Origin of the sequence: Aneurinibacillus sp. REN35 (assembly GCF_041379945.2) — a bacterium.
In the GTDB taxonomy this organism is placed as follows: Bacteria; Bacillota; Bacilli; order Aneurinibacillales; family Aneurinibacillaceae; genus Aneurinibacillus.
Genome location: NZ_JBFTXJ020000003.1, coordinates 530,158 through 546,070 on the forward strand (window position 1 = coordinate 530,158; position 15,913 = coordinate 546,070).

18 protein-coding genes and 1 riboswitch are annotated in these 15,913 nt (G+C 45.6%); of the genes, 17 read left to right on the top strand and 1 reads right to left on the bottom strand.

Annotation, left to right across the window (positions count from 1 at the left end; all coding sequences use genetic code 11):
• Positions 1 to 166: 166 nt before the first annotated feature.
• The 7 genes from AB3351_RS09130 (at position 167) to AB3351_RS09160 (ending at position 7,438) form a co-directional block, all read left to right on the top strand.
• Positions 167 to 1,078: an ArsR/SmtB family transcription factor gene (locus AB3351_RS09130; RefSeq protein WP_371146812.1), complete on the top strand. Its 912-nt coding sequence runs from the start codon at positions 167 to 169 to the stop codon at positions 1,076 to 1,078.
• Positions 1,075 to 2,286 carry an MDR family MFS transporter gene (locus AB3351_RS09135; protein WP_371146813.1) on the top strand — a complete coding sequence of 404 codons (1,212 nt, stop codon included), beginning with the start codon at positions 1,075 to 1,077 and terminating at the stop codon, positions 2,284 to 2,286. The genes AB3351_RS09130 and AB3351_RS09135 overlap by 4 nt, the downstream gene beginning before the upstream one ends.
• Before the next feature lie 51 nt (positions 2,287 to 2,337).
• Positions 2,338 to 2,524, top strand: a riboswitch (cobalamin riboswitch).
• A gap of 157 nt (positions 2,525 to 2,681) precedes the next feature.
• On the top strand, positions 2,682 to 3,773 hold the full coding sequence (locus tag AB3351_RS09140) for a FecCD family ABC transporter permease (RefSeq protein WP_371146814.1): 1,092 nt from the start codon (positions 2,682 to 2,684) through the stop codon (positions 3,771 to 3,773).
• A complete protein-coding gene (locus tag AB3351_RS09145; RefSeq protein WP_371146815.1) occupies positions 3,770 to 4,543 on the top strand; it encodes an ABC transporter ATP-binding protein in 774 nt (257 codons plus the stop codon). The genes AB3351_RS09140 and AB3351_RS09145 overlap by 4 nt, the downstream gene beginning before the upstream one ends.
• A gap of 35 nt (positions 4,544 to 4,578) precedes the next feature.
• Positions 4,579 to 5,589 carry an ABC transporter substrate-binding protein gene (locus AB3351_RS09150; RefSeq protein WP_371146816.1) on the top strand — a complete coding sequence of 337 codons (1,011 nt, stop codon included), beginning with the start codon at positions 4,579 to 4,581 and terminating at the stop codon, positions 5,587 to 5,589.
• 92 nt (positions 5,590 to 5,681) lie between these two features.
• Positions 5,682 to 6,296 (top strand): PH domain-containing protein, encoded by a 615-nt coding sequence (locus AB3351_RS09155; protein WP_371146817.1) that lies wholly within the window; start codon positions 5,682 to 5,684, stop codon positions 6,294 to 6,296.
• Between the two features lie 191 nt (positions 6,297 to 6,487).
• A complete protein-coding gene (locus tag AB3351_RS09160) occupies positions 6,488 to 7,438 on the top strand; it encodes an aromatic acid exporter family protein (RefSeq protein ID WP_371146818.1) in 951 nt (316 codons plus the stop codon).
• 62 nt (positions 7,439 to 7,500) lie between these two features.
• Here the strand turns inward: AB3351_RS09160 and AB3351_RS09165 are convergent, their stop codons facing one another.
• The gene (locus AB3351_RS09165) at positions 7,501 to 7,701 is read right to left on the bottom strand and encodes a cold-shock protein (protein WP_206250130.1); all 201 of its coding nucleotides are present in this window, start codon (positions 7,699 to 7,701) and stop codon (positions 7,501 to 7,503) included.
• A 355-nt stretch (positions 7,702 to 8,056) separates the two neighbouring features.
• Here AB3351_RS09165 and AB3351_RS09170 point away from each other — a divergent pair, with 355 nt between their 5' ends.
• The 10 genes from AB3351_RS09170 to AB3351_RS09215 form a co-directional block, all read left to right on the top strand.
• Positions 8,057 to 8,482, top strand: coding sequence for an SRPBCC family protein (locus tag AB3351_RS09170; RefSeq protein WP_371146819.1), 426 nt, complete (start codon positions 8,057 to 8,059; stop codon positions 8,480 to 8,482).
• Position 8,483: 1 nt separating this feature from the next.
• On the top strand, positions 8,484 to 8,810 hold the full coding sequence (locus AB3351_RS09175; protein ID WP_371146820.1) for an ArsR/SmtB family transcription factor: 327 nt from the start codon (positions 8,484 to 8,486) through the stop codon (positions 8,808 to 8,810).
• Between the two features lie 266 nt (positions 8,811 to 9,076).
• Positions 9,077 to 9,610, top strand: coding sequence for a MaoC family dehydratase (locus tag AB3351_RS09180; protein ID WP_371146821.1), 534 nt, complete (start codon positions 9,077 to 9,079; stop codon positions 9,608 to 9,610).
• Between the two features lie 26 nt (positions 9,611 to 9,636).
• The gene (locus tag AB3351_RS09185; RefSeq protein WP_371146822.1) at positions 9,637 to 10,800 is read left to right on the top strand and encodes an acyl-CoA dehydrogenase family protein; all 1,164 of its coding nucleotides are present in this window, start codon (positions 9,637 to 9,639) and stop codon (positions 10,798 to 10,800) included.
• A gap of 60 nt (positions 10,801 to 10,860) precedes the next feature.
• Complete coding sequence (locus tag AB3351_RS09190) at positions 10,861 to 12,021, top strand: CaiB/BaiF CoA transferase family protein (RefSeq protein WP_371146823.1); 1,161 nt, start codon at positions 10,861 to 10,863, stop codon at positions 12,019 to 12,021.
• A 21-nt stretch (positions 12,022 to 12,042) separates the two neighbouring features.
• On the top strand, positions 12,043 to 12,945 hold the full coding sequence (locus AB3351_RS09195) for an HpcH/HpaI aldolase/citrate lyase family protein (protein WP_371146824.1): 903 nt from the start codon (positions 12,043 to 12,045) through the stop codon (positions 12,943 to 12,945).
• Between the two features lie 84 nt (positions 12,946 to 13,029).
• The gene (locus AB3351_RS09200) at positions 13,030 to 13,698 is read left to right on the top strand and encodes a GntR family transcriptional regulator (protein ID WP_371146825.1); all 669 of its coding nucleotides are present in this window, start codon (positions 13,030 to 13,032) and stop codon (positions 13,696 to 13,698) included.
• 176 nt (positions 13,699 to 13,874) lie between these two features.
• Complete coding sequence (locus tag AB3351_RS09205; protein ID WP_371146826.1) at positions 13,875 to 14,900, top strand: TRAP transporter substrate-binding protein; 1,026 nt, start codon at positions 13,875 to 13,877, stop codon at positions 14,898 to 14,900.
• Between the two features lie 57 nt (positions 14,901 to 14,957).
• Entirely contained in the window at positions 14,958 to 15,503 is a 546-nt protein-coding gene (locus AB3351_RS09210) for a TRAP transporter small permease (RefSeq protein WP_371146827.1), read from the top strand.
• Positions 15,484 to 15,913 (top strand): TRAP transporter large permease subunit (locus AB3351_RS09215; protein WP_371146828.1); only part of this gene is annotated, 430 nt, incomplete at its 3' end. The genes AB3351_RS09210 and AB3351_RS09215, both read left to right, overlap by 20 nt.

Below are 15,913 nucleotides of genomic sequence, written 5' to 3' on the forward strand. Positions count from 1 at the left end.
TTATAACACTTACTAATAGTACGAGATACTAATTTTATACCTTTCACAAAAAAATCTAAAAAATAAAAAAGAATGGAACTTGTTGATTGACGCACAATTTTTAGTTATATAAAATTAGAACTAATAAAAGTTCTAAAAAAATATAACTAATAATGTGGGTGAGAATATGTATCGTGTTGAAGTGGATATGGCTCCGGCATACGAGTTGATTATCAGTCTATATCAATACATCAATAACAAATCAATGAAGGGTGCTGAATTGGGTCGAGGCTGGGTGAAGGAAGTCAATGCACAACTGCCTGAAGAGCTGATCGTTAAGCTTTCGGAAAAGGCATGGGAAGTGCTGCATCGCTTAAGTCTATTGGTGTGGCAGTGTCCCGGTGAACGCACACCAGAGCAGTTTATTTCCTGGCTTGGCTCCATTTCGCCGCTTGAATTGTATGAGCGGATGATTCCTTGGGTGACAAAGATCCCAAAGGATTTTCAAGAAGTGCAGCATCATCTGATTCACCTGCTAGAAGAATGGCACCATTGTTATTTCAAGCAGCGTCAATCTTCGATTCTGCCTATGCTCGAACATAGCGCAGCTTCTTTGCGTGACGTTCTGTCAAAGGGAGAAGATCCCAAGCAAATTGTGGAGACCTATACAAACGGCATCTGCATCGAACCTGTAGCAGCCACACAACGGGTGCTGCTCATTCCACAGCATCATGCCGCACCGTACAGCATCATCGACTCATATCAAGGACTACTCACATGTCTCTATCCGGTCGATATCGAGGAAGCCCCGTTCCTCGTCAAGCGCGTACAGCGTCAGCTTCAAGCGTTGGCTGACAAAAATCGAATCTACATCCTCAAGCTGCTGCATGAACACCCAACCTGCACATTCACCGAGATTCTTCATAAGACAGGACTTGTAAAAAGCAATCTACACTATCACCTATCCATGCTGCGTACCGCAGGGCTAATCCGAGCGCACCGTATGAGTGAGCGGATTGAATTTTATAGTATGCGTCCGGAGGGACTGCAGGCGATGCAGGAGGGACTTGCCGCGTACATGAAGGGGGAGCGTATGTGAAGCCCAATGCTATTTTGGACTTTCACCCCATCGTACGCATTTTGTTTCTTGGCAGCTTTTTGACATACATCGGATTAAGTATGGTTGTACCGTATTTTGCGATTTATCTAGCCCATTATACTGGATTAAGTGGTCCGGCAATCGGATTTATCATAGGGGGCAGTGCGCTGATAGGGATGTTTGGCGGCCTTGCCGGCGGGGTGCTGTCGGATCGATTTGGTCGCAAGAACATCATGCTAGGAGCGCTGCTTGGCTCCGCAATTATTTTTATAGGGCTGGCGGTAAGTGTTCATCCTATAATGCTAGTGCTGTTCACCCTGTTAAAAGGCATGGCTACCGCTTTTTTTGACCCGTGTGCCAAAGCGTTGATTGCCGATTTGACAGAGCCAAAAAAACGGGTACGGGCTTTTTCGTATCGTTATCTGTTTACGAATCTCGGATTTGCGGTTGGCCCCATCATCGGTATGATCGCCGGTGTCAAAGCGGAGAGTACGCTGCCGTTTTTTGTAGCATCCGTTATTTTTCTTATGTATTTTGTATTGCTGTGGGTGTACGTAAGGAAATATAAGATTGCCGATATTTCCTCTTCTGGAATCCACCGGCCGGTTTTGAAAGAATCGTTAGGTGTAATACAGAAGGATAAGGCGCTTCTTTTGTTTATTTGCGGTGGAATCATGGCGATGTCTGTGCATGGTCAATTTTCTGTTGTACTACCCCAATATTTTGCAGCGGAGTTTACGAGCGGGTTGGATTTTATTCAGTTATTATGGACCGTACACTCCCTTGTCATCATCATCGGAAGCATGCCTGTGGCACGGGCGGTTGAGAAGCGGAGCGCCTTTTTTTCGATTGTGATCGGCTCCGTTTTGTTTGCGATAGGATGTGTCTGCTTCTCGTTGTCATTTAATGTGTGGACGTTCATTTTTTCTATGATTATTTTTACGTTGGGCGAGATCTTCATAGCGCCCGCTGAGTATGCGATTATCGATGAGATTACGCCGGAGTCGGTGCGCGGTACGTATTATGGCGCCTTCAGTTTTACAACAATGGGTTCCTTTTTGGGACCAGGCTTTGCCGGTATGCTGCTTGTTGAGTTTGGCGGCAGTGTTATGTTTTCAGTGCTTACTTTGGCAGCGTTGATTAGTATTTTCTTTTATTGGAGAGGCTCCGTTCACAAAATGAATGGGATGCTGACAGTAAAGCAATAAAAAAGGTTGTTTACTATATGTGTTATATGTATGCTATATGTAATAACAATTACATTGTATGCAGCTAGGTGCCTTTGTGAAATACAAAGGGTAACAGGGAATCGGGTGCAAGTCCCGAGCGGTCCCGCCACTGTAACCGGATAGTTCTCTTTCATATTGTCACTCGATTGATGATCGGGGAAGACGAGAGAGGGCATGGACCCGGAAGCCAGGAGACCTACCTAAGATGCGACACCACAATTACCTTCGCGGAAAGGAGAGGTGTATTGAGAATGAGTGGCAGCCGTTTGGCTTTTTGATGTTACCTGCATTTTCGTACCTGACCCCCGTCCGTCAAGACGGGGGTTTTTTGTGTGGCCAAGCCAAAAGAGATGGAAGATAGAGGAGTTCATAAGATGAGAAAGTCGATACACTTGCATGTGTCCGTACAGAAAGCTCAGAATATTCGTGTGCGAATGGCTCTGGTCATTTTGTGTGTGCTGCTTCTGGTATCAATTACTGCGGCTGTGATGCTTGGGCCTGTCAGCATCTCTCCGCTTACGGTATGGAGAATTGCGCTAGCAAAAATAGTAGGCTCAGCTTTTGTGATTGAGCCGGATTGGCATGCGGCACAGGAGAGCATTGTATGGGACATCCGGTTTCCTCGCGTTTTGCTCGGAGCGGTAGTTGGAGCTGGATTGGCAATCGTAGGGGTGGTTATTCAGGCATTGGTGCGCAATTCGCTCGCAGACCCGTATATTCTGGGGATTTCTTCTGGTGCCTCTGTTGCTGCTACGCTTGCGATTTTGTTTGGCGCACTCTCTTTTCTGGGGAGATACGCATTGTCTCTTGGTGCCTTTTTAGGCGCGCTTTTTTCCATGATCGCCGTTTACGTACTCGCACAGGTTGGCGGCCGAATGCACACAACACGCTTGCTGCTGGCAGGTGTGTCGGTATCAATTATTTTATCTGCAGTAACGAACCTTATTGTGACGATGGCGCCGGAGGAAAAGGGAATGCGGGATGTTATGTTTTGGATTATGGGAAGTTTTTCTGGAGCAAAGTGGGAATATGTCACGCTTCCTGGGTTGCTTGTCGTCTGTGGTTTGATTTTTCTACTTGTACAGTACCGGTCGCTTAATGCGCTGTTAATGGGAGAGGAAGCGGCAACAACCCTGGGAGTAAACACACATTTTTTCCGTAAAATATTGTTTGTCATCTCCTCTCTTCTGACAGGAGTGATCGTGGCAGTAAGTGGAGCGATTGGCTTTATTGGCCTGATGATTCCCCATCTTGCCCGGCTATTTGTAGGCTCGAATCATCGATATGTGCTACCGGTTAGCGCTTTAATTGGTTCAATTGTAGCGATCTGGTCCGATGTGCTGGCTCGCATGCTGCTAGCGCCGGAAGAGCTGCCTGTGGGAGTTATTACCGCATTATGTGGAGGTCCGTTCTTTATTTGGCTGCTGCGGCGCAGTTCTTATTCGTTCGGAGGGGGGCGAGAGTGATGATTCAGGTGGATGCTGTATCGCTGCGTATGATGCAGGCGACGATTATACAAGATATATCGCTGGATGTTCCGGACGGTGCCTTTGTTGGAATTATTGGACCGAATGGAAGCGGGAAATCCACACTGCTTAAGACGATGTATCGTGTATTAAAACCGGATACCGGGTGTATCCACTTCAACGAGCGAGACCTATACGAATTATCTTCGCGAGACGTATTTCAAAAAATGGCTGTTGTTGGACAGGAATTCCCTCAGGAGTTTGATTTTTCTGTAGAAGACATAGTGGCAATGGGACGGGCTCCGCATAAGCGGATGTTCGAATCGGATACGGAAGAAGACCGGCTGATCGTGGAGTATGCTTTGTCCTGTGTACATATGGAAGACTATGCCTCGCGCAGCTTTATGAGCTTATCTGGCGGTGAAAAACAGCGGGTTCTTATTGCTCGTGCACTTGCTCAGCAGGCTCGGGTCATTCTGCTTGATGAGCCGACCAATCATCTTGATATCCGCCATCAACTTCAGGTAATGGAGCTGACAAAGGGACTTGATGTAACGTTGGTTGCTGTGCTGCATGATCTAAACTTGGCTGCTGTGTACTGTGACTATTTGTATGTGATGCAGAAGGGGCGTATCGTTGCTTCGGGGAATCCGTCTGATGTGCTGACGTATGAATTATTGAGTGAAGTATTTGGGGTAGAAACAGAAATTATTACACATCCGGTAACACATACACCCTATATTATTTTTCTGTCCAGTACGAACGAATAACTCATTTAAAAAATAACAGATGGAGCGACGCACATATGAGAAAACGAAATCAATTTTTGCAACGAATCGCAGTAGTGCTTGTCGTTGGCCTATTATCCGCATGCAGTTCATCTTCTGGTACCTCATCTGCCGTCGAACAGGCGTCTTTAGGTAAGACCCAGCAGAAGGAAAACGCATCCTACGAAAAAGTCACCATTAACAATTTGGGACATACATTAACATTCACACAGCCGCCCAAACGAGCTGTTGCATTAAACCAGCATGCGACAGAAATCATGCTGGCTCTAGGCTTGCAGGATTCAATGGTAGGAACCGCATATCTTGATGATGCCATTCTGCCTGAGTTTAAGGATACGTATGCGAAGATTCCTGTTCTGTCAAAAGCATATCCATCAAAAGAAGTTTTCATGGCAACTGCTCCGGATTTTGCATATGCCGGATGGAAAAGCGCTTTTACTGAGAAAGCATTGGGAACGGTGCAGGAGTTAGCGTCTGCCGGCATTCCGGCCTACATTCAAGAGTCGTCTACGACTCCGTTCCCTACGCTAGAAAATGTATATCAGGATATCCGCAATATCGGGCGTATCTTCGATGTGGAAGAGAGAGCGGAGACTCTGATTGCCACGATGCAGAAGGATATTGATCGAACCGTTAAGCAAGTAGGCTCTGTTACAAAGCCGCTTAACGTGTTTGTCTACGATAGCGGTGAAGATAAGGCTTTAACGGCGGCAGGTAACTACATGTCCAGCCTTATTGCATTAGCCGGAGGGAAGAATATTTTTAGTGATATAGAAAAAGGGTGGGCGGAAGTGAGCTGGGAGGAGGTCGTACATCATAATCCCGATGTTATCGTGATCATAGACTATGGCGCTAAAACAGTTGAGGAGAAAAAGAACGTGCTGCTTTCAAAGAAAGAGCTTGCGGAAGCTCCGGCCATAGTGAACCAGAGATTTATTGTTCTTCCGCTTTCGGCAGCCGCTGAGGGTATTCGTGCACCGCAGACGCTTGACATATTGGCAAGAGGGCTGCATCCGAAGGCATTTTAAAATAGAAGAAACCTTCTTTTACCAACCACGTATTCATAGTATAGTAAGGAAAGGAATAAGCATGAATACGAAACTGAAGGAGGATGAATGCGGTGTTTGGAAAGGTAGCGGCCGATATGCTTGGATTAAGCGATGTAGGGGCGGTGATTAAGCCGCAGGACTATGACAAGGCTGATGCAGATGATTATATTATGCATGAGGATAATGAAAAGATTTTCTTCCTTATCAAGTCAAAGTCTGATGAGTACTGTTTTACCAACAAAGCACTGCTTCATCTAGATGGCACGAGTGCCGCCAGCAAGAAGCGTACGCTTCGTCGTTACAGTTACAGTACGCATCCGATCTCGGATGTTATGCTTGAAACTGCCGGTACAGTGGACTTGGATGTAGAGATTAAGTTTACTATGGGCAATCAACCTTACTCGATTGATGTACATAAAAAACATCTAGAAGAGTTAAAGGATTTGTACAAAGCGCTCTTAAAAATCGCAGAAATCTCTCATGAAAACGAGATTGCCCTCTCCTTTGCGGGTCAAAGCCTAGATTTGGCATCCACGACGCTTACTCGGGTAACAAGTACGGAAAGTAATCTAGTAGAACAATTCAAAGGACTGAATCAGGCGGCGTTTTCATGGCTGATGGATACGAAGGAAAAATATACGGTAAAAGATTTCGGCTCTGTATTTGAGCGCTATATCAATCAATAAAACAAAAGGCTCCCCCGTGCTGCAAAAGCAGCGGAGGAGCCTTTTGGCTGTGTATATAACAAACAATTACATGTATCTCTTGTATTTTATATAGTTTTACTTATACTTTATGAAGATAAAAGTTCAGGGGAAAAATATGCAATACAAAACAGTGCTTGATTGCTCGTCTGTTTGTGCAAAGGGGATATGCTATGAAGATTGGATACCGTACCATCAAAACAGCGATTGGCGCAGCGCTGTCTATTTTTCTCGCGCAATGGTTAGGTCTGCAATTCCCTACATCAGCAGGGATTTTGACCATTCTCTGTATCCAAGTGACAAAAAGACGTTCCTTACAAAACGCGTATGCCCGCTTCGCTGCTTGTTTGCTGGGATTAGGAATAGGGATTGGCATATTTTCTATTGTCGGATATCATGCTATTGCCCTCTTGCTTGTGATTTTGTTGTTAATTCCTATTTTGGTTCGGTTGAAGATCCAAGATGGATTTGTTACATCATCCGTTATTATTCTGCATCTTTATTCCGTACAGGCGGTTTCGCTTTCTTTTTTACGAAACGAGCTTGCGGTTATGGGGATAGGGATTGGCATCGGCCTGATTATGAACGCATATATGCCAAGCATGGAAGTAAAACTTCGGAAATATCAGCAAAAAATCGAGCGAAACTTCCAAGTTATCTTAAAGGAGCTGGCCGACTATTTGCGCGACCATGACAGCGCATGGGACGGCAAGGAGATTATTGAGACGGCAGAGCTGCTCAATGAGGCAAAAAGCCTGGCCATTCAAAATGTCGAAAATCATTTGCTTCGCAACAAAGATGCATACTATCATTATTTTGAAATGAGAGAAGAACAGTTTGAGTTGCTTGAGCGAATGGTGCCGCTTGTTTCTGCGCTGCCTTATGTACCTCAAGGAGAACTGATGGCCGATTTTCTTGAGAATATAAGCGACCGTGTACATCCAGGGAATACCGCCTATGTCTTCTTGGAAAAATTGCGAGAAATGAAGGAAGAGATGGAGCAGACGGAATTGCCAAAAACACGCGAGGAATTTGAGACGAGAGCGAATTTATTTTACTTTTTGCAGGAGATGGAGCGGTACTTGCTCATTAAACACCAATTCCGCCCGGCTTCACCTTCATAAAACAATCTGAACTAAAAAAGGATGCTGCGATAGGCAGCATCCTTTTATTTGGCAGTAAACTCTTACAGTTTTACTACGTTTGCAGCTTGTGGTCCACGGTTGCCTTCAACGATGTCGAATTGTACGCGTTGGCCTTCATCTAAGGATTTGAATCCTTCGCCAGTGATTGCAGAGAAGTGAACGAATACATCATCTCCACCTTCTCTTTCGATGAAACCGAAACCTTTGTCTGCATTAAACCATTTTACTGTACCTGTGTTCATAAAAGCCTCCAATATGTATTAAATATGTACCTTATAAGTATTGTAACTTATAAGCCACTTTTATACTACCACAAGGACAATAATATGAAACAAATATTTTGCATATAGTTGGCGTAAATGATCTGAAATACATCTTTGATCATGGGAGAAGACATGAACAGAGACTTCTTCGTTGTTTGTCTTATGGGTAATTTATCCTAATAAAATAAAAACACTCTGCTGGGAACTTCGGATACATAGTAGTATGAGTGGCATACGTAGTAAAAGTATTTTTATAAAAAGTTTACATGACACCAAATGGTGTTATAATGAATATGACACTAAAAGGTGTTATATTGGATTTGGAGGTATTGCAATGCCAACACAAGGAACATTGCCGGAAATTCGTAAAACAATTGTGCTGAATGCTTCAATTGAAAAAACATGGAAGGCTGTCGCGACTTCAGAAGGCATCGCTTCATGGTGGATGCCCAATACTTTTGAACCTGTTTTGGGACAAGACTTCATTTTGCAATCAGGTCAATTTGGTGATTCACCTTGCAGAATAACGGAGCTAGACCCTCCGAACCGTGTTGGATTTGACTGGGGTACAGAGTGGCACGTTGTTTTTGAATTGAAAAAGTTAGAAGATGAGAAGACGGAGTTTACGCTGATTCATTCTGGTTGGGATGCAGAAAAAGTCACAGAGTTTGGGCAGCCGCATTCAGTTATTCGCGATATCATGGATGGTGGCTGGGAGGAAATTGTCAAGAAGACCCTTCCCGCTTATATCGAGGCTTAAATTGGCTGCACCTGCGTCTAAGCATGATGTATTTCAGGCAATTGCCGATCCTACCCGTCGTAGGCTGTTAAAATTGCTTGCTGACAAGGAAATGCCCATTGCTGCCATTGCGGAATGCTTCCCATTAAGCCGTACTGCTATTAACAAGCATCTGCATGTCCTTTCCGATGCGGGACTTGTCAGCAGTCAGAAGGTTGGACGTGAAACTCGCTACAAGCTGCAACCCGATCCTTTGGTTGAGCTAAAACACTGGCTTTCTTTCTTCGAACGATACTGGGAAAACAGGTTGTCTGCTCTTAAGGAATATGTAGAGAATGATAATGGTTAGGGCGTAATAAAACCGAGATGCATACACGTATGCACTCGGTTTTTTAGTACGTTCATCGTGACTATTTCTCCTTCGTTATATAATTGGTGTTTTGATGGTACCCTAAAATTGGTAATGGATCAATTTATCATATAGTTTTTATAAAATTATATTATTGTTTGACAATTGTAATTATTAGGACTATAATCAAAAAGAATATTGGATCCAAAATCCCTGATTCAAAAAAGAAAGTTGTACATACAAATGCCAACAAAAAGGAGAGAGGTATGATGAAGGAAATGCCGAATACGCAGATCAAAAAGGGCTGGGTAGGCCGTTTTTATGAAGATTTCGAGGTTGGCGATGTATATCCGCATCCGTTGGGCAGAACGGTAACACAAACAGATAACATCTGGTTTACGCTGCTAACGCAAAATACCAATCCAATTCATTTCGATGAAGTATATTCCGAGAAGACAGAATTCGGACGTCCACTGGTAGATTCCACATTTACGTTGGCTTTGGTTACAGGACAATCCGTAACCGATGTATCGCAAAATGTTATGGCGAATCTAGGTTGGGATGATATCAAGTTGCCAAATCCGGTGTTTGAGGGTGACACGATTTACTCATACAGTGAAGTATTGGAGAAGAGAGAGTCAAAATCACGCCCCAATGTAGGCATTGTAAAGATCAAGACGGCTGGATATAACCAGCATGGTACGGTTGTTATTGAGTTTCAGCGTACATTCATGGTGTACAAGCATGGACAGGGTCCAGATATGACGAGCGAGCTATTGGCTAAAGTCTTGAAGAAATAAGCAAAAGGTGCGGATCAGAGGGGGGAATGGCAATGAAAAAAAATGCATTTCATGAGGAACTGAGACAAAGTGTTCGTGCTGTCTGCAAGAATTATCCGGACGAATATTGGCGGGAATTAGATGTAACCAATTCGTATCCAGAAGCATTCGTTGATGCGCTGACAAAGGCTGGATTTCTAGCGGCGCTCATTCCGGAAGAGTATGGTGGTTCGGGATTGTCGATCACAGAAGCATCGATCATTATGGAAGAGATTAATCGCTCTGGAGCGAATGCGGGAGCTTGTCATGCTCAAATGTATACGATGGGTACCCTGCTTCGTCACGGCTCGGAGGAGCAGAAGAATAAATACTTACCTGGCATTGCGGATGGATCGCTGCGTTTGCAGGCTTTCGGTGTAACCGAGCCAAATACAGGAACCGACACAACACAGCTTAAGACAACAGCCATTCGCAAAGGGGATAAATATGTTGTCAACGGACAGAAGGTGTTTATCTCACGCACAGAATACTCAGACCTGATGATTCTTCTTGTACGAACGACACCGCTTGATCAAGTCAAAAAAAGAACGGAAGGGCTGTCGGTGCTGCTTGTTGATCTGCGCGAAGCGGTAGGTAACGGGATTACCATTCGTCCGATCAGGACAATGATGAACCACGCAACAACAGAGCTGTTCATTGAAGATCTAGAAGTCCCGGTGGAGAACTTAATTGGCGAGGAAGGCAAAGGGTTCAAATATATTCTGGATGGTATGAACGCGGAGCGTATTCTCATTGCAGCGGAATGCATCGGTGATGGCTACTGGTTTATCGATCGGGCTACCCAGTACGCAAAGGATCGCGTAGTATTCAAGCGACCGATCGGCCAGAATCAAGGAGTACAGTTCCCAATAGCCAAAGCTTATATTCAGCTTGAGGCGGCCAATCTCATGCGTTTTCGTGCGGCTGAGTTATTTGACGCAGGTGAACCATGCGGCGCTGAAGCGAATATGGCAAAGATGCTATCAGCGGATGCCTCCTGGGAAGCGGCGAATGTGGCGCTGCAGACACATGGAGGATTCGGCTTTGCCGAAGAGTACGATGTCGAGCGTAAATTTAGAGAGACACGATTATACCAAGTAGCTCCGATTTCAACAAACCTTATTCTTTCCTATATTGGAGAGCATGTACTTGGCCTGCCGCGTTCCTATTAATAGGACGAATATAGATTCAAGATGCGAATCCTACAATAGTAAAGAAAAGAGGTGGATCGTATGCTTCCGTTAGAAGAAGTGACGGTGGTTTCGTTAGAGCAGGCGGTAGCAGCCCCCTTTGCTACCCGACAACTGGCCGATTTGGGAGCACGGGTCATTAAGGTTGAGCGACCCCAAACCGGAGATTTTGCCCGACAGTATGATACGACTGTACATGGGCTCTCCAGTCATTTCGTCTGGATTAATCGCTCCAAAGAATCGATTGAGCTGGACTTAAAAAAGGATGATGGGCAGCAAATATTGCTGGATTTGTTGGCAAAAGCTGATGTATTCGTTCAGAATTTAGCTCCCGGTGCACTTGAGAGGCTTGGCTTTAGTCCGGCTGAGTTGCGAAAGAAGTTTCCGCGGCTGATTATTTGCGGTATCTCCGGGTATGGGACGGACGGGCCGTACCGTGACAAGAAAGCGTATGATTTATTGATTCAATGTGAATCAGGTCTTGTATCATTAACCGGCACAGAGGATACACCATCCAAGGTAGGGATTTCTATTGCTGATATTGCAGCAGGTATGTATGCATATACAGGAATTTTGACTGCATTAATCCAACGTCAGAAAACAGGAGAAGGTACGGTATTAGAAATATCGATGCTAGAGGCGCTTGGTGAATGGATGGGCTATCCGATGTATTATGGACATTATGGTGGGGAAGAGCCGAAGCGGACCGGAGCGCGTCATGCGACAATTTATCCGTATGGTCCTTTTGCTGCCGGAGACGGCAAGAGCGTCTTTCTTTCCATTCAAAACGAGCGGGAGTGGATGCAGTTCTGCGAAGTGCTGCTTGAACAGCCCTCCCTTGCCTTTGACCCGCGCTTCAATCTAAACCATAAGCGTGTGAAGCATATGAAGCAGCTTGAAAAAATCATTATGAAAGCATTTCAAGCGCTGTCAGCCGATGAGGCCATCGCGCGATTGGAGAAGGCCAAGATTGCGAATGCGCGGATGAATACCATTCATGAGTTTGTCGATCATCCGCAGCTTGCAGCACGAAACCGCTGGCGGGAGGTACAGACAGAAGCAGGGTCTATTCGTGCGCTTATCCCACCGGTGACGATGGAGGGGGTTGAGGCACAGATGAACCCGGTTCCGCGTGTTGGGGAGCATACGGCAGCCATTCTGGCAGAAATCGGCCGCAACAAAAAAGCGGTACATAAAAGCTAACGAAGAGAAGGGAGGGAGAAAATGTCACTCTGGCGAAGTTGGCTGTTTATTCCTGGAAACCAAAAGAAAAAACTCGAAAAATCTATGACACTAGACGTCGATGTCATCGTATACGATCTAGAAGATGCGGTTCCACTCCAGGAGAAATCTGCAGCAAGAACGCTGGTAGGGCAAATGTTGAAGGAGCGGAACATCCAGAATAGAAACGTGTTTGTTCGCGTTAATGATGTGTCCACGCCTTATTTTATGGATGATATTCAGGAGATGGCGGCTTGCCATATTACGGGCATTATGCTGCCAAAAGTGAGCAAAAAGGAACAGGTTCATCTAGTAGACCACCTGCTGCGTACCGTTGAAGAAAGGCACGGGAGAAAGAGAGGCAGTACAATGATTCTCCCGTTAATTGAAACTGCCGCAGGCCTGCATCATGCTTTTGATATTGCTTGTGCTAGTCCGAGGGTTCATTGCCTGGCGTTCGGCTCCGTAGATTATACGCTTGATATTGGTACACAGCAGTCAAAAGAAGGAACGGAAATTTTGTTTGCTCGTTCCTGGCTCGTTAATGTATCCCGGGCTGCCGGCATCGACCCGCCTATTGACGGAGTATATGTAGACATTCATGATAGGCAGGGGTTGCAGCAGGAAACAGCATTTGTTAAACAATTGGGTTTTCAAGGCAAACTTGCCATCCATCCGGTACAGTATGAGGTTATCAATGCTGAATTCGCCCCGACAAAAGAACAGATTCACAATGCAGAGCGCATCGTAGAAGCATTTGATCGTGCGGTAGAACAAGGTGGTGCAGCGATTGAGGTTGATGGAAAGATGGTGGACTATCCTGTAGCGGTTCAAGCACGCAAAATATTAGATCAGGCGAAAGCGCTTAGGAAGTTAGATGATGGGAAGCAAACGGATATCGGATAATGGATTCGTATATGACTAGAGTATTGTTTCCTGTTAGCTTTATAATAGAAGGAAAAATAAAGCTAATAGAAAGTTGGGAAATATATGGAACCGGTTATCATACAGCCTGCAAGGGAAAAGGTTGCGGCTATTTTACGAAAGGCGATATTTAAAGGTGAACTTAAGCCAGGCGAAGTATTGTCGCAGGAAGAAATCGCAAGCAAGCTGGGCATCTCGCGCATGCCTGTTCGTGAAGCCTTTCAAATGTTAGAGCGTGATGGTTTGCTGATGCTGCAAAATCGCCGGGGAGCTGTCGTGCGCGAGCTTACGCGTGAAGCCATTCAGGAGCATTATGAGCTGCGTGCGTTGCTTGAAGGCGAGGCCGCCGCACGTGCAAGCTTGTATGGTGAAGATTTTACAGAAGTCTTGAGTGCGTTAGAGCAGGCAGAAAAAACAGCACAGGCAGGGGATATGACGGGTTATGTCGCTGCGAATGAAGCCTTTCACCGTGCGATATGGGAAGTGGGGGATGGACAGCGTCTACATTCCTTGCTGCACCAATTATGGAACGGTCTGCCTACTCGTCTGCCGGAACTATTAAACAATCAGGTGCAGCGTTCATTAACAGAGCACCGCGAGCTCGTTGAGGCGATGACGACGCGAAAGCCAGAAGAGGCACGGGCCTTAATGTCGCATCATATCATGCGTAGCTTCCAAGACTTTATTGCATCAAGAGAACATACACAGCAAAACGATGAATCAAAAGAGATGTAGAGTACCAGCCGTCATGTTGCGGATAATAGCTGCGGTGGGAGCATTGACTCCCACCTTTTCACACCGGATAGACAGCAAGTATGCGCATAATAAACTGATTATTTTAAAAGTTGAGCCAAATAGATAATTGTAAGCGCTATAATTTCAAAATTTCTTTTGTAAAAGGGGAGTATGCAATGAAAAAATGGATCGCTGTGCTTCTTGTCGGATTATTGGTGGGCGTGTTGACGGCATGCGGTGGCGGAGGAAGCAAACAAGCGGCATCGGGTGGAGAAGGTGAGAAAATCGTGATTAAATTTTCTCACGTAACATCTCCGGAGAGCACCAAAGGGAAAGCGGCACAAAAATTTGCCGATCTGGCAGCAGAGAAGACAGGCGGAAAAGTGAAAGTTGAAGTATATCCGTCTTCGCAATTGTATGGTGACAAAGAAGAACTTGATGCATTGGTTTCAGGAAATGTTCATATGATCGCTCCATCAGTAACCAAGATGGTGAAATTGGATCCGCGCTTTCAATTTACGGACATGCCATTTCTATTCCGTGACCGGGATCATGTATTGAATTTCTTCAAAAGCGATATAGCCAAGCAATTATTGGAGAGCGAACGTCTGCAAAGCAATGATATTAAAGGGCTTGCATTCTGGGAAAACGGATTCAAGGAATTCACGAACAATAAAAAACCGCTCAAAACACCAAAGGATCTTACCGGATTGAAGTTCCGAGTTCAGGCGGGCAAGGTATTAGAGGGACAATTCAAAGCGCTGGGTGCGGGTTCGGCTACGATCCCGTTCGGTGAGACCTATGCGGCGCTGCAGCAGGGTACGGTTGATGGCACAGAAAACACGTTTAATAATATTGACACGCAAAAGTATGAAGAAGTGCAGAAGTATTTGACAGTAAGTAACCATGGCCGTATTGATTATGCGATTTTTGTTAACAACTCATTCTGGCAGGAAATGCCGGAAGATGTGCGTACGAAGGTAGAAGAAGCATTGAAAGAAGCGACAGAATATGAGTGGAAGATTGCAGGCGAGGAAGATCAGAACAGCTTCAAAAAACTGAAATCATCCGGCAAGATGCAGGTAAATGAATTAAGCGATGCGGAACGCGCTGAGTTCGAGAAGACATTGGAGCCTGTATATAAAAAGTTTGAAAGTGTTATCACCAAAGAGATTATTGATGGCATCAAAAACCTCAAATAATGCGGGAAGGGTATTGAATATGTTCATTCAATACCCTTCTCACAAGGAGGCCATAGAGTGAAAAAATCAAAGAAGGCATGGGCGCTGCTGGAGGATATTGCGGCCGGCAGCTTTTTATCCGTCGGAATTGCGCTGATCTTTTACGGCGTACTGATGCGTTATGTTTTTAATGAACCGAAAGCCTGGGTGGAGGAAGTGGCCAACTATACGATCGTATGGGGGGCGCTGCTCGGTGTACCGGTCGCTTTGCGCAACAATCACCACATTCAGGTTGACATTCTGTATGATAAGCTGCCGCGCGGCGGCCAGCGTCTGCTCGATATTTTTGCTAACCTGATGGGCATTCTGTTCTGCGTGTTTTTTACGTATTACGGCTACATCCTCGTTGCGAAGCGCTATACATCCGGCATGGTGTCCATGGATGTAGGCATCCCGATGTGGATCGTGTATTTGATTCTGCCCATCTCAGGGATTATGTTTTTGTTCCGATTCCTCGAGAAGCTGCTGCAGGCGATTCGCGGGGAGAAGATCGTTAATACAGTCGATGCCGTAGAGATGCCAAATGAGAAGGAGGATACGCCGCATGGTCCTCACGCTATTTAGTTCGTTCCTCGTCATGATGCTCCTGCGGGTACCGATTGCAATCAGTCTGTCCTTAGCGACCGTATTCGTTCTGATGCAGAGTGATTTCAATATGAACATGGTACCGCAGCGGATGTTCTCCGCACTCGATTCCTTTCCGCTGATGGCAATCCCTGGCTTTGTGCTGGCGGGTGTGATTTTAGCCCGGGGCGGAATTTCCAAGTATTTAATTGAATCCTTACGTACGTGGGTGGGGCATCTGCCCGGCGGGCTGTCTGTGGTTACGATTCTTGCTTGCATGGTGTTTGCCGCCATCTCCGGCTCCAGCCCGGCTACCGCGGCTGCGATCGGCTCGATTATGATTCCAGCCATGATTAGTGCAGGCTATGATAAGAAGTATGCGATGGGTCTGGTGGCTGCGGCCGGAACCT

Bases quoted from the DNA above. Each gene is read 5' to 3' on its own strand.
- AB3351_RS09130 (WP_371146812.1), top strand. From the start codon at position 167: ATGTATCGTGTTGAAGTGGATATGGCTCCGGCATACGAGTTGATTATC.
- AB3351_RS09140 (WP_371146814.1), top strand. From the start codon at position 2,682: ATGAGAAAGTCGATACACTTGCATGTGTCCGTACAGAAAGCTCAGAAT.
- AB3351_RS09150 (WP_371146816.1), top strand. From the start codon at position 4,579: ATGAGAAAACGAAATCAATTTTTGCAACGAATCGCAGTAGTGCTTGTC.
- AB3351_RS09160 (WP_371146818.1), top strand. From the start codon at position 6,488: ATGAAGATTGGATACCGTACCATCAAAACAGCGATTGGCGCAGCGCTG.
- AB3351_RS09165 (WP_206250130.1), bottom strand. From the start codon at position 7,701: ATGAACACAGGTACAGTAAAATGGTTTAATGCAGACAAAGGTTTCGGT.
- AB3351_RS09170 (WP_371146819.1), top strand. From the start codon at position 8,057: ATGCCAACACAAGGAACATTGCCGGAAATTCGTAAAACAATTGTGCTG.
- AB3351_RS09180 (WP_371146821.1), top strand. From the start codon at position 9,077: ATGATGAAGGAAATGCCGAATACGCAGATCAAAAAGGGCTGGGTAGGC.
- AB3351_RS09185 (WP_371146822.1), top strand. From the start codon at position 9,637: ATGGCAATGAAAAAAAATGCATTTCATGAGGAACTGAGACAAAGTGTT.
- AB3351_RS09190 (WP_371146823.1), top strand. From the start codon at position 10,861: ATGCTTCCGTTAGAAGAAGTGACGGTGGTTTCGTTAGAGCAGGCGGTA.
- AB3351_RS09195 (WP_371146824.1), top strand. From the start codon at position 12,043: ATGTCACTCTGGCGAAGTTGGCTGTTTATTCCTGGAAACCAAAAGAAA.
- AB3351_RS09200 (WP_371146825.1), top strand. From the start codon at position 13,030: ATGGAACCGGTTATCATACAGCCTGCAAGGGAAAAGGTTGCGGCTATT.
- AB3351_RS09205 (WP_371146826.1), top strand. From the start codon at position 13,875: ATGAAAAAATGGATCGCTGTGCTTCTTGTCGGATTATTGGTGGGCGTG.